Source organism: Paucilactobacillus suebicus DSM 5007 = KCTC 3549 (assembly GCF_001434475.1).
Taxonomy (GTDB): Bacteria; Bacillota; Bacilli; order Lactobacillales; family Lactobacillaceae; genus Paucilactobacillus; species Paucilactobacillus suebicus.
In genome coordinates this window covers 1-13763 of the sequence record NZ_AZGF01000019.1, presented here as the reverse complement: position 1 = coordinate 13763, position 13763 = coordinate 1, and the positions used below count along the sequence as shown (strand labels likewise).

Genomic DNA, 13763 nt, shown 5'->3' with positions numbered 1-13763 from the left:
TTTTTTTACTAAAAATTGGCTTAGTTTGTTTTACAAACAAACTTGAATGTTCTACACTAACTTCTTGTAAACGTTTTCTATTTTTTGTCTGTTTTTTATTTATTATTACTAGCCATTATTTTGACAGGGGGAATTATTAATGTCTAATGCAGGAACCAAGCATCACATGCCGACAGGATTCATCTATTTCTTCGGTGCTTTAGGTGGATTGCTTTTCGGATATGATACCGGTGTTATCTCAGGTGCGATGTTGTTTATTGGGCACGAGCTCAATATTGCCACAGGATCATTTGAATATGGTTTTATTACTGCTTCAGTTTTAATTGGTGCCGTCCTTGGTGCCGCTATTATCGGGCCAATGTCCGATAGGTTTGGTCGTCGTCGTTTACTTTTAACAGCTGCGATTATCTTCTTCATTGGTGCAATGGGTTCTGGGCTTGCTCCAGACTACGCATTATTGGTCAGCTTCCGTGTTGTCTTGGGGGTTGCCGTTGGTGCCGCTTCAGCTTTGATTCCAACTTACTTGGCTGAACTTGCACCTGCTAACAGACGTGGTGGTATCGGTTCATTGTTCCAATTAATGGTTATGACTGGTATCTTCTTAGCCTACGTTGGTAATGAATGGCTATCACCACAAGGTTTATTCAACTTACCTGAATCTGTTGGTTGGCGCTGGATGCTTTGTTTAGCTGCCGTACCAGCTGCACTACTTTGGTTAGGTGGTCTATTCTTACCTGAATCACCTCGTTTCCTTGTTCGTCGTGGTGACGAAGACGGTGCTTTGAAAGTTCTTCAACAATTCAGTAATGATCCAAAACTTGTCGAAGAAGAATTAAATGATATTAAAGTTCAAGCTTCTATCCCTTCTGGTGGATTTAAAGAACTGTTTGGACCAATGGCCCGTCCAGTTCTGATCATGGCCTTAGGATTAGCTATTTTCCAACAAGTCATGGGATGTAACACTGTGTTGTACTATGCTCCAACAATCTTTATTTCTGCTGGATTCAGTACCCACTTCGCTCTTCAATCACATATTGTGATTGGGATTTTCAACGTGATTGTGACTGCGGTTGCCGTTGCAATTATGGATAAAATTGATCGTAAAAAGATGTTAACTTACGGTGCCATTGGGATGGGTGCTTCACTATTCATCATGTCAGCCGCAATGATTCTATTGCATGCTGGTAATGGTAACCTTGGTTCATGGGTCTGCGTTGTCGCTTTAACTCTTTACATTGCATGTTTCTCAGCTACATGGGGCCCTGTAATGTGGGTTATGATTGGTGAAGCCTTCCCACTTAACATTCGTGGTTTAGGTAACTCATTTGGTGCCGTTGTTAACTGGTTCGCTAACTTCTGTGTTTCTGAATCATTTACAATGTTGCTGGTTGCCTTCACACCTAAGGGCGTTGCAAACGCTGAAGGTCAAGGGATTGCACGCTTGTTCATCATCTATGGTATCCTTTGCTTCGTTGCCATCTGGTTCGTTGCTAAAAAGACTATTGAAACTCGTAACCGTTCGCTTGAATCAATTGAAGCTGACCTTCGTTCACGTGCTCATGCACAAGGACACCGAGAAGCTGGCGAACCAAAGGCTTAATTAAACAAATATATGGTTCATGAGCAATCATTTCTCTGACAATCAACTTACACTTAAAAAATACTCATGAATAATTAAAGGAACCTGAAAATTGATTTTCTCCGGTTCCTTTTTATTAGTTTGATAACTCTTGTAATTGTTCTTGTGAGTAGATGTAAGGTACATGAGCGGTAGTGGGAACATCATCCCATTGAACTGGATACCCCGCTCCATGAGCGCAAAAGACTGATCCCGGCGTATTATCTAAATCACCCACTGGATCATAATCGCGTGCAGCAATTATTTCTTCGGCATTATGACAGTCTCGATAACCATCGACCACGCAATCTAATTGACCTTGTCCATGTGTATATCCGATAACATCTTGGGCATAATCCTGCATTTCAGATACTGGTGCCACTCCTGTCAGAACGGCCATGTCGCCGGAAGATTCATTGGCTGATGGTGCATCAAATGTGCCACTCATACGTTGAATATCGTTCATTGCACGACCAACCTGATCCTGCCCAATTTCCAACCTAAATCGATACCAGGGCTCCAGCAACACACATGCATTTTGTTGTTTTAGCATCATTAGGCCCTGGCGCACGGCTCGCCAAGTAGCCTCCCGAAAATCGCCACCGACTGAATGAACAATGCTTGCCTGTCCACCAACTAACGTGATGTTTATATCTGTAATTGGTGCGCCAATTAGTACGCCCAAATGCTCTTTAGCATTTAAGCTGGTCATGATTTGATGCTGCCAATTTTTACCCAAGACATCTACACTACAGTCAGCATTAAATGTCCCACCACTATCTGGTGCTGTTGGCTGCATTAATAAATGAACCTCCGAATAGTGGCGAAGTGGTTCAAAATGTCCCACACCCTCCACAGCTCGCGTGATCGTTTCCTTATACAAGATACTGCCTTCACCAAAGCTGATATCTAGATTAAATCGTTCAAGCATCAGCTGTTGTAATATTTCTAGTTGTACCTCGCCCATAATTTGCACTCTAATCTCCTGCAAATGACTAGACCAAGTCACGTGCAACTGCGGATCTTCATCTTCCAGCTGACGAAGTGCATTTAAACATTCATGAATATCATATTTTTTAGGGTCAAGTGCGTAATTTAGAACAGGCTGCATAGATGGCTTTTCTGCGTTCAACTCACTGCCTAGTCCCTGTCCCGGATAAGTTCCTGTCAACCCGGTAATTGCACACACTTCACCCGACTTTATTTCCTGGGAAATACTAAATTTTGACCCGTTATAAACTCTTAGCTGGTTTGCCTTTTGCTCATCTACTAAAACTGCTTTGTTATGCAACGTCCCGCCGGTAACACGCACCCATGTCAGTCTTTCCCCTTTTTCATCATGCGACACTTTAAAAACTCGGGCCCCGAATTCTGACCGAAATTCAGGTTCAACCGTCCATTTTTCCAAACCGTCAAGAAACAGATCTACGCCTTCTAACTTGAGTGCTGACCCGAAATAACATGGATACACCTTACGCTCCCGAATTAGCTGACGAATAGTATCATCACTTAGACTGCCAGAATCTAGATAATCCTCCAATACATTGTCATCCTGCATTGCCATTTCTTCGTATGTATCATCAGTTACATCATCGTTAAATTCAACACAGCCATCAGAGAAAGTCTCTTTGATCTGCTTAAGAATTTGATCCTTGTTAACACCACTTCCGTCCATTTTGTTAACGAAGATAAACGTTGGAACATTGTAGCGATCCAGTAACCGCCATAAGGTTCGCGTGTAACCTTGAATTCCATCGGTAGCGGAGATAACTAAAATGGCATAGTCAAGCACACTTAACACCTGCTCAGTTTGACTGGCAAAATCAACGTGTCCCGGTGTATCAAGCAATGTTAAATTCAAATCACGATATGGCAAACTGGCTTGATGCGAGAAAATTGTAATTCCTCGCTTTTTTTCAAGATCATCTGTATCTAGAAATGCATCCCCATTATCCACTCTCCCCAGCTTACGCAATTCACCGGCTCGGTACAGCATGGCTTCAGACAAGGTAGTTTTGCCAGCATCAACGTGAGCAATAATACCAGTTACGATGTGTTTCATGTTGTTTCTCCTCTAATATCGAATGTTATTCACATTTTCCGCTTAATAATAGATACATTGTACTATCAACCAGGTATGAAAACAAAAAAACAAGAGGCGGCTTTTCCGCTCTCTTGTTAAATCAATCGCTATTTAGAAACCACCGGAACCCACATTTCTCCGGTAACGCCATCTTCACTAACCGTGTTGCGAACTGCGGCATTCGGTCCACCAACGTAGGCAAAATTCTTGACGCTTGGTAAAATTTGACCAAACACTTTTCCTTCAAGCTGACCAAACATTTCGCCAGGAGTGGCTGCCTGTCCTGCGACTACCAAATATTGACCAGCAGGGAAGTTAATTGCTCGCGCTCCTTCAGGTACTTCTGCGTCACTAATAACTCCTGCGTAATACCACATTTCCTGGTTAACGGCTTCGTTAATGGCCATCATTCGTGGATCAGTAGCTAACTGTTGTAATTGTCCAATCTGTCCTTTCTTGGCAACATCTTCCCAAAGTTGCGACTTTTGTCTAGCAATGTGAGCAAATTTATCATCGCCTTCGCCATACTGGACTGTTGTACCAAAGCCAATCACTGTAAATGCTTCTTTATTTTCAAGTTTATATTCTGCCATATTTAATGACCTCCTGATTTGATGTTGGTATAATAAAACCCAAAGGTATCAAAAAACGACACGTTTGGAGAAAAAAATGAAAAAAACTTTGCGTGTAACTACAGAAATTAGATTTATCAACAACCGTGAGCAATTTACTCTCCAAGATTTAATGACGGAATTCAGTATTTCCCGTAGTACTGCAATTCGTGATATTGCTGAAATCCAGGAACTTGGATTACCGCTTACTTCAACTCCAGGTCATAATGGCGGCTACTCCGTACTTAGAAATCAGACTTTACCCGCGGTAACGTTCACCCCCACCGAAATTCAAGCTCTTTTCGTCGCATTTTTGGCCACCACTAATCAACAGTTGCCCTATTTAAAAAATCGACAGGCCATCACTGAGAAGTTATTGACCATCGTACCTGATAATCTTCAGAATGAGTTGTTAAACCTCCAAGACCTACTATGGTTTGACAATACAAATCCAGATAACCCAAGTATTGTCGAGTTATCTGATCAAGCGCCAGCAATGCTGAGTGACTTGATCAGTCAGTCCGTTAAGAAAAGAACGTTTAAAATTAATTATCAAAAGCGTAACGCTAACGGCCCCGAATGGCATGAGATATACGTTGAGCATTTTTATAATAGCAACTCTCACTGGTACATGAGTAGCTATGACTTTACTCGTAATGATGAACGCACATTTAGGGTAGATCGGGTACAAGAAATACAAGATTCTCCATTACATGATCCTATCATTATTCACGATCAGATTGAGAAAAGACACCAACCAACACCTAACGTTATTCTCGAACTAGGTCCTATGGCCATTGAACGCTTCAAAAGAATTCACCAACCTGGAAAACAACTCCAGTTCACTGATCCGTTCCAACAGCATGCTATTTTCAAGGACTATATTGGTGATAACAGTGATGGTATACAGATGTTTGTGGATTGGCTGTTATTTTTGGGTGATGATGTTGAAGTACGGGAAATGACTGATAATGTGCGTGATGCACTTAAGCTGAAGGTTGAGCGGTGGGGGTAGGTTTTTTGTTTTTATGGCCGAAACGTGTCAAAAAAGGCAACTTCCTGCCATATAAGTACAAAAACGCGGAACTCCAAGTTCAGGAGTTTCGCGTTTTTGTACTTATATTCTGGAAGCTAGGCGCCTTTTTTGACACTCTACTATTCAAACACAAACTGATTTCTATAAAGCTCCGCATAGAATCCATTTTCGTCCAGTAATTGATCATGTGTACCTTCCTCAATTACTTGGCCATCCTTCAGCACGACAATCTTGTCGGCGTTTAGAATTGTTTTTAGCCTATGGGCGATGACAAATGACGTTCTGCCCGCAATGGCTGCTTCCATTGCGTACTGAATTTGTTGTTCAGTCACGGTATCCACGTTTGACGTGGCTTCATCCAAAATTAAGACTTTGGGGTCCGTCAAAATTGTTCTCGCAATCGAAATTTGTTGTTTCTGTCCGACCGAGAAAACTGAATTATTATCGTCTACATATGTTTCATACTTGTCTGGTAGACTTTCAATAAAGTCATGGATGTGGGTAGTCTTTGCCACCGTAATCACATCGTCCATACTTGCTTCTGGCTTACCAAACCGAATGTTATCCGCAATGGTGCCAGAGAATAGTACTGATTCTTGTAACACGATCCCAACGTTAGAGCGTAGGCTATCCAAATCGAACTGACGGATATCTGTTCCATCGTACTTGATAACTCCCTTATCTACATCGTAGAAACGGTTCATCAAGTTCATAATCGTTGTCTTTCCAGATCCAGTGGGGCCAACTAGTGCCACCATCTGTCCCTTATCAACGTTAATATTAACATCCTTCAAGATAGTTTTATCAGGCTCGTAGCCGAAATCGACGTGTTCAATCTGAATTCCCTTGTCAATCGCATTAAAGCTCTTTCCATTTTCAGGTCTAACTTCTTCGGGCTCATCAAACATAATGTTCAACCTAGTGGCACCTGTCACTGCTAACTGTAACTGACCAAACGATGATGAAATTTGCATGATTGGGTTGTAGTACTGCTGAGCATATTGGATAAACGTAACAACCAATCCTAGCGCAGCGGCCGTTGATAACGAGCTATCATTCAAGGCAATCCGTGTTCCTAAAAAAATCACCAACGCTACGGTCAGTAGTGAAAATCCATTCATCAACGGGAAGATCATCCCTGACCACGCTTGAAATGCAAAGGTCGACTTTTGAACCTTCTTATTACGAGTAACAAATCCTGCAATCGCATCTTCTTGCTGGCCTTCGACAATAATCGCCTTTTGACCAGAGATCTTTTCATCCATATAGGCGTTTAAATCACCAACTTCAGCTTGTTGCCGATCGGTGTTGCGCTTAGCTTGAATGATAATAATCACGGCACATAGTACGGCAACCGGTGTTGTTGAAACGGTAACCAGTGCCATGCTGACGTTTTGATTGAAGATCATAATCAGGATCCCAACAAATAATGCAATGTTAGTCGTCACGTTAACAGCAGCCTGGTTTAAAGTGTTTTGAATGTTGTCCAAATCAGATGTAAAGCGAGCTAGGATATCACCGTCTTCATGACGATCAAAGTAGGCAATTGTTAATTTTTCAAGTTTGCCGAATAAGCCTTTACGCATCCGGTTAGTTGAATGTGACACAATGCGGGTAAACAAAAGCTGGTAAATCAACTGAGCCACACCAGTCATGATATAAAATGCAAACAATGTCCACATTGAGCCAAAGAAATCGGCCTTACTTGCCGGTGAGGACATTGCAATATGATGCAAACTGTTAATTGTCGTACCGCTTGGCAATGATGAAGCAATGCTAGCTGGGACGTTGGCGTTTGTCAGCTTAGTCCAATCAGTTGGCATTTGCGCCATTTGCTGAAGTGAGTGAATTGTTGTTCCCTTTGGCAGGTGTGAGAGAACCGTCTGTTGTACATTTGTATCGGTTAATGACGTCCAAGCAATCGTATGGCCAGTCGCCGTACTCATCTGTGATGCAATCCCCTTCAACGTATCTTGAGCAGTAACTGCACCATTTGCAATCTTCTTTAAAGCCTTGATTGCCTCAGGAGCGTGTTGGTGCGTAAAAAAGTCGCCAACGTAGGTGGTCAAATGCGTAATTGCATGTCCCATCACCACGGGGGCTTCAACTTGAAGGTAGGTAGCCGCAAAGATGAAGACTGCAATCACTGCAAACTGCAGCTTGTATTTCTTTAAATATAGGTAAAAAAACTTAATAGCACGAGCTGTATCGTTCACGACTAATCCTCCTTTGCTTTTTGAGTATCGTAAATTTGCCGGTATACATCAGAATTCTCAACAAGTTCCTGATGTTTCCCTTGAGCAACTAGGTGGCCCTGATCAAGCACTAAAATTTTGTCTGCATGAACAACCGATGAAATTTTCTGAGCAATGATAATGGTTGTAGTGCCCTTTAGTTCACGATTAAAAGCATCTTGAACCAGTTTTTCCGATCGAGCGTCCAGAGCCGAGGTCGAATCGTCCAAGATCAACACCTTAGGACGTTTGATAACGCCGCGGGTAATTGACATTCGCTGCTTTTGACCACCTGAGAAGTTATTACCACGTTCTTCAACTGGGGCTTCATATCCCTCTGGTAGCCGATCAATAAATTCGGATGCTTGAGCAATTTGAGCGGCCCGATTCATATCTTCGGTAGTAGCATTGGGATTGCCCTGCTTCAAATTACCGGCAATCGTGCCAGAAAATAGAATTGCTTTTTGCAAAACAATTGAAATTGTCTTCTTCAGTGTCCCTTTCGACACATGTTTCAAATCCTGACCACCAACCTTAACGTAACCAGACGTGGGGTCAAATAGCCGTGGAATGAGCTGAGCCAGTGTAGATTTACCTGCACCAGTTGCTCCAACGATCCCGACCATTTCGCCTGGCTCAATTTCAAAACTAACATCGTTAATGGTTGGTTTCTTGTCATTCGGATATGAGAAGGTTACGTGATCAAATTCAACCGATCCAGTCAAATCCTCGTCAGGAACATCATCAAACGACATGGTCACTTCAGTATCAAGAACTTCCTTAATCCGACCCATTGAAACGAAGCCACGAGAAGCAAACATCGACATCATGCCACCCATAATAATGGCAAACATGATTTGCATCATGTACTGAATGAACGACATGATGCCGCCCAATTGATCCTGAGCATATGACGCTGACTTAGTCACGAACGTTGACACCAATATAATTGCCACAAAAATGGCCAATTGTGAAATGATTGTGAATGCAGGAATCATCGTTGAGAATGTATACCCAACAGCAAGGTTATGGTGCAAAAGTTCATCTGATTGCTTATCAAATTTCTTTGCTTCATTGTCTTCTTGCACGAACGATTTAACCACCCGTGACCCACGCAGATTATCCTTTGTAATACCATTAATACGATCCATCAATCGCTGGAACATTGCAAAATGGGGTCCCATTGATTTCATTGCGAATCCGGTGACAACAACAATCAAAACAACCATCACCACAATAATCCACCATAGTTTTGGCATTGTGATGATTGACAAAATAAATGCGCCGACAAACAGCAACGGCACACGGATTAAAACCTGAAATGTCATCATTAGAAGCATTTGAATCTGGTTAATATCATTTGTCATCCGAACGACTAAATTTTCGGATTTAAATTTTTCAATATCCGCATAGGCAAATGTCTGAATCTTACGAAATGTGTTTTCACGCAAATCTGCCGAAACGGACTGTGCAATTTTGGCCGCCGTAATGGTATTCAAAATTGAGCCAATCAATCCGATGATGGCGACACCAATCAGTGCCACACCATAATTACTGATTCGATCAATTTTTCCAGAGGTCGACAGCGTCATATTAGCCATCACACTGAGGATACTTTTCATATAACTGGGTTGCCACAAGGCCGCTCCAACTTGAAGTAGCATTGTCAGCAGTGCTGCCGTCACCAGCAACTTATACTTCCCAAGTGCTTTAATAATCATTAAATAATTTCCTCCACATTTTTTTCGCAAGGTTTATTAAACCATAAGTGCTACAACAAATAAACCTCATTGGGCTAAGTGGTCGAATTTTATGTATAGAGTGTCAAAAAGAGCGCATAGGCTCATGTATATAAGGGGTAAAATTTAATATTCCTGAGCTTTAGGAATGTTGAATTTTACCCCTTATATGCGCTGAGCCTGCTCTTTTTGGCACGTTTCAACCTATCATAACCCACAGCTCTACAATCATACTCCTTAAAGTCCACTCTAGGTAAAGCACAAATTAAAACTCCATAAAAAAAAGCCAAGAACAATCTCAGCTTTTCTATACCAAAACTTTTGCCAGTTTTGGAAATCTAACTCTAAATTTACGAACTAACTTAGTATTTAATAACCACTTATGAAACCGTGGTGATAACTTTTCTACGCAGATTAATGTAAATACCGCGAACGGGATGCCTGGAATGATGGGAAGCACAAAACCAACCAGGCTTAATACAAAGCTGAATAAGGCACCAACGGCCCACATTAGTTTAATAATTACGATTGGCAAATTTCATCCTCCATTCCTTTGATTAGACGTACTTTAACATGTTTCTAGATTGAAGGAAAATGATTTGGTAAGTCATGCCACACATTTAATATTATCGTAATTATCTTAATAAATTAGTCGTTTTTTTGGCACATGGTGGTTAGGTAACTAGTTTGATTATTCAATTAATGCTCAAGTTCTATTCGCCTCAATCCACACCTTTTTCTAAACTCATAAAGTCCATAGCAGCCCAGTCCAAACCAGCTAGCAAGTGAAGCCCCAATTAGAACGCCGACCCAGGTTGGTGTTGCGTACCTAATAATCAGCTTGTTGGTTCCCTTATGAGCGTAGACAATTGGCACGTTGATATGCGTCCTTCGATATTCTGATTTCGCTAGTTTCTTGCCGTTCAAGGTAAGTGTCGAATCATGATAAGACACGACAGGCGTCATTTGCCAGCCCTTGTTATCAGCGTGCCATTGAAGTTCAAGACGACCATGACTAAGCACTGTAAATGAAAAGAATTGGTGTCCTAACAAAATTTGACGTTTATAAATCGAGCCTGGATTTTGTTGCCCCTCACCCTGCTTTCCATTAATCGGCAAATAATCAGAGCTGTGCTTTTCGGCCAGTTCCAGCAGTGCACCTGGATGTTTGCTATTAAGTGTTTTACGTAATACTTTAGGAGAATTGTCCAACAATAGTAGCCCACCAAAGTTCTTTAGGACTTTACGGTGTTGGACCTGTTCACTACGTTGAGAAATATTGGTAATATTCGGTACAGCAACTGCTAATACAGCCAAAATCATAATTGGCAACATTAAGTCTTTACCTTGTGGTAACTTCGTTGGTAACGACAGACTCAGCGCTAACCCACACAATAATAACGGGTACGCAACAATCGTGATTCGAACGGGAAACTGAAGAACCTGTGACAGTACTGGAATAGCATGGTTTACCGTTTGCCAAGGAAAGAACCTTGAAGTCAGCCATAGAAAAATTATTCCAAGACCGCTGATCATCCAGTTAATACGTGTAACTTGACGACGATGCCAGAGAAGCAGGCCTACCTGCCAAATAAAAATAATAATCAGATAGATACTTATAGAATCACGATGATCCATTAATTTAGTAATGTGCAGTGTATTTTGTGCCAATTGAAATGAATGTGGTAACGCCAACGAATTATTGGCGTAAAGTGATAACATGCCACCCCACACATTTGCCGTCAAAAGTAAGGTCAATCCAATTGCGATCGCTGTGTTCCTGATCATCAATAACCGATGGTCACTACGCCACATACCCACTATCCAAAACGGAACTAGTAAAATAACGGCCATTAAAGTACTAAGAACATGAGTTTCAATCAACACTGACATAATTAGCGTTAGCTGGACTATGTGAATCGGTCGAACTTGATCATGGACCATTTGAATGCCACAAGCAATCACATATGGCATCAAGGCAGCTCCGATTCCATTCATATTCTGATTAAAACCCCAGCGTGGTAGCCAACCGACATTCATAAAGATTAACGCGGTAATTAATCCAGCACCACGGTGAGCACCGGCAATGCGAGTCAGTCGGTACATCCCCCAGCCACCAATTAGGTAAACGGCGAAGGTGGTTACTAATTGAAAATGGTACCAACTACGAAAAATTACTAGTAAAAAACCTGTTAGATAAGCAAAATACGGGCCATAAACTGCATTAACAATTCGCCCACTCTGTTGAAAACCATAGTTTGTTTGAAAATAACTGAAATTCCAGTTACTAATTTGTTTGGCAGCGTCATAGATACGATTAAAATGAAATATTCCATCACTGCCAACAATAGTACTGCCAGTCAACAGCTGTGGAACAATCATAATTAAGCTCATCAAAATAAGCACAGATAAGGGTGCCCACCGCTGATGCCACCAGCGATTTACAATTTTCATTACAACACTTCCATAATAGATTCGCGTGTAATTTTAACTCAAGTAAAACAGAATTAACGTGCATTCGCACGTTCTTAAGCAATCTTTATACAACGGAAAACTATGTCGGCTAGGTTTTGAATTGTAAAACAACATTAAAAAAGAAGACTTAATCAGTCTTCCGTTAGTAACATTAAATTAATTTTTTGATTCGCCTTGGTTTCTCGGCCAGTTAATTTTTCCCCGGGTCTTTACCCATTGTGGCAGAGCATTAGTTGGAAAAATCTTCAATGAACAGACAACCACAAACAACAGTGTGAATACCCATGAGACCAATCCGTTGAATACTGTCTTTGCATAACTGTTATGGACGCCAGATGGATCCACAATTGGTACTACTAAATACACATACAGAATTGCTAGTTCAAAGAGGGCTACTAACGTGTGTTGGCATAGGTTTCCCAATCCAGACGGCAACCATGAGATATGCATGCGCATCGTAATACTAGGACCATCAGTGATCAACTTTAAAGCCGCTTTTAGTCGTTTATGCGCCGACCACAGTGCAGCAACCCGTTTATGGAATAATAAATAGATAATACCAATCAATATTGCATACAACACTATAATTTCGAGCAATTCGATACCAACTTCCGTTACACCAGACGGATATTGATCAGATGGCACAAACAGGGAAATTATTCCGAGAATTACCCCGCCAATGGCTCCCGATCCTAGGATAGAAGTGAAAATTCCAGCACTGTCCGCACGACGTAATCTAGACCGGCTTGCAGCTTCTTGTTCCTTAGTTGGTTTCTTGAACCTCGGTTTGAATTCAGGAGTATTATCAATTAAACCCCGATCAACCTTCCACATTTTGTGCGGCACCAGATTCATCAACGTAGGAAAAATCATACACCAAAAAGCAGGTGTACGATATTTAACTAAATAGTAGTCCTTCTCGTCTCGCAACCATGCATACTGTGAAGCCCACTCAAAATTGGCCGTATCACGATCCATCCGTAACGGATAGAGCCACTGTTGTTTTGCATTATTTTTGCTTGTTTTTCCTTTTGTTGCCATAAATACCATTCCTTATTCCAATTGTTGGGAGATTACAGTCGTTTACCATTCAATTCTTTAAGTCGAATTTCTTTAAAAGAGGTTTGACCAGGAACACTGGGGATGGCAAGGGCAAAAACTGCCATTGCAATTCCACCCGCAACGACCAATCCGTTCATCGGCAAATCAGCAAGGCTATCTGGTTTGAAGTTAAACGTAAATGGCGCAATAAACACTAACCAAGGTACAAACGCTCCTGCAAGAAAGAGAAAAATTCGATCACCCAAAATAAACCAGCCGCCGGCGTTTACTGGAATATGCATTTTCACCGTGATCGATGGCTGTGAAGTAATCTCATTGATTGCATCTTTGGGTGGCACGTACTGTTGCCACCATTTACGAATGCGTCTACCCCAAAAGAGCCACAGAATGCCCAAAACAATGATGTATGTTAATAAAGCAAAACCTGCTTCTATCAGAATGACCGTCCACCGTGATGGATAGATATCTGATGGTAAAATTGAATTGAAAAAGCCCGTCATCAAAGCTGCCAATCCTGGTCCAATCAAAATACCAGCTGTAGTTCCAACGCTTGTGTTTTTTCTTCGTTCACCTGAATTGACAAACTTCTGCCGTGGAGAAAACTCTTGTGCTTTATCCTTAAAAGGATCAAAGTCAACCGGCCATGCTTTGTGTGCCATGTAGCTCATTAGAAACGGGAAAAATCGTAATAGTGCATCCGGTGTTCGATACTTAACCAGATACCACTGAGTTCGCCATTGAAACCAAGCGTAGGTAGTCAGCCATTGCATTTTGCCAGTTCCTCGGGCATAAAGTAGTGGGTAAAGCAGGGAATCATTAGGATTGTACTTTTTTTTATTTTTAGACTTTGATTTAGTATTTTGTCTGGCGTTTACCATGATAAACCGGCTTTCTACATAACATTT

10 protein-coding genes are annotated in these 13763 nt (G+C 41.5%); 2 read left to right on the top strand and 8 right to left on the bottom strand.

Annotation, left to right across the window (positions count from 1 at the left end):
- Window positions 1-139 precede the first annotated feature (139 nt).
- On the top strand, window positions 140-1600 hold the full coding sequence (locus FD16_RS08090; RefSeq protein WP_010621090.1) for a sugar porter family MFS transporter: 1461 nt from the start codon (window positions 140-142) through the stop codon (window positions 1598-1600).
- Window positions 1601-1715: 115 nt separating this feature from the next.
- Here the strand turns inward: FD16_RS08090 and FD16_RS08085 are convergent, their stop codons facing one another.
- Together FD16_RS08085 and FD16_RS08080 are read right to left on the bottom strand one after the other, a co-directional pair.
- The gene (locus FD16_RS08085) at window positions 1716-3680 is read right to left on the bottom strand and encodes a GTP-binding protein (RefSeq protein ID WP_010621089.1); all 1965 of its coding nucleotides are present in this window, start codon (window positions 3678-3680) and stop codon (window positions 1716-1718) included.
- Window positions 3681-3808: 128 nt separating this feature from the next.
- Window positions 3809-4294: a GyrI-like domain-containing protein gene (locus FD16_RS08080; protein ID WP_010621088.1), complete on the bottom strand. Its 486-nt coding sequence runs from the start codon at window positions 4292-4294 to the stop codon at window positions 3809-3811.
- Between the two features lie 76 nt (window positions 4295-4370).
- Between FD16_RS08080 and FD16_RS08075 the strand changes: the two genes are divergently transcribed.
- A complete protein-coding gene (locus FD16_RS08075; RefSeq protein WP_010621087.1) occupies window positions 4371-5327 on the top strand; it encodes a helix-turn-helix transcriptional regulator in 957 nt (318 codons plus the stop codon).
- 140 nt (window positions 5328-5467) lie between these two features.
- Here the strand turns inward: FD16_RS08075 and FD16_RS08070 are convergent, their stop codons facing one another.
- The 6 genes from FD16_RS08070 to FD16_RS08045 form a co-directional block, all read right to left on the bottom strand.
- A complete protein-coding gene (locus tag FD16_RS08070; RefSeq protein ID WP_010621086.1) occupies window positions 5468-7564 on the bottom strand; it encodes an ABC transporter ATP-binding protein in 2097 nt (698 codons plus the stop codon).
- A gap of 2 nt (window positions 7565-7566) precedes the next feature.
- Window positions 7567-9303, bottom strand: coding sequence for an ABC transporter ATP-binding protein (locus FD16_RS08065; RefSeq protein WP_010621085.1), 1737 nt, complete (start codon window positions 9301-9303; stop codon window positions 7567-7569).
- A gap of 325 nt (window positions 9304-9628) precedes the next feature.
- Window positions 9629-9856 carry a DUF454 family protein gene (locus tag FD16_RS08060; protein ID WP_010621084.1) on the bottom strand — a complete coding sequence of 76 codons (228 nt, stop codon included), beginning with the start codon at window positions 9854-9856 and terminating at the stop codon, window positions 9629-9631.
- A 164-nt stretch (window positions 9857-10020) separates the two neighbouring features.
- Complete coding sequence (locus FD16_RS08055) at window positions 10021-11775, bottom strand: glycosyltransferase family protein (protein ID WP_010621083.1); 1755 nt, start codon at window positions 11773-11775, stop codon at window positions 10021-10023.
- A gap of 177 nt (window positions 11776-11952) precedes the next feature.
- Window positions 11953-12837: a hypothetical protein gene (locus FD16_RS08050; protein ID WP_010621082.1), complete on the bottom strand. Its 885-nt coding sequence runs from the start codon at window positions 12835-12837 to the stop codon at window positions 11953-11955.
- 32 nt (window positions 12838-12869) lie between these two features.
- Window positions 12870-13763 (bottom strand): flippase-like domain-containing protein (locus FD16_RS08045; protein WP_235804811.1); only part of this gene is annotated, 894 nt, incomplete at its 5' end.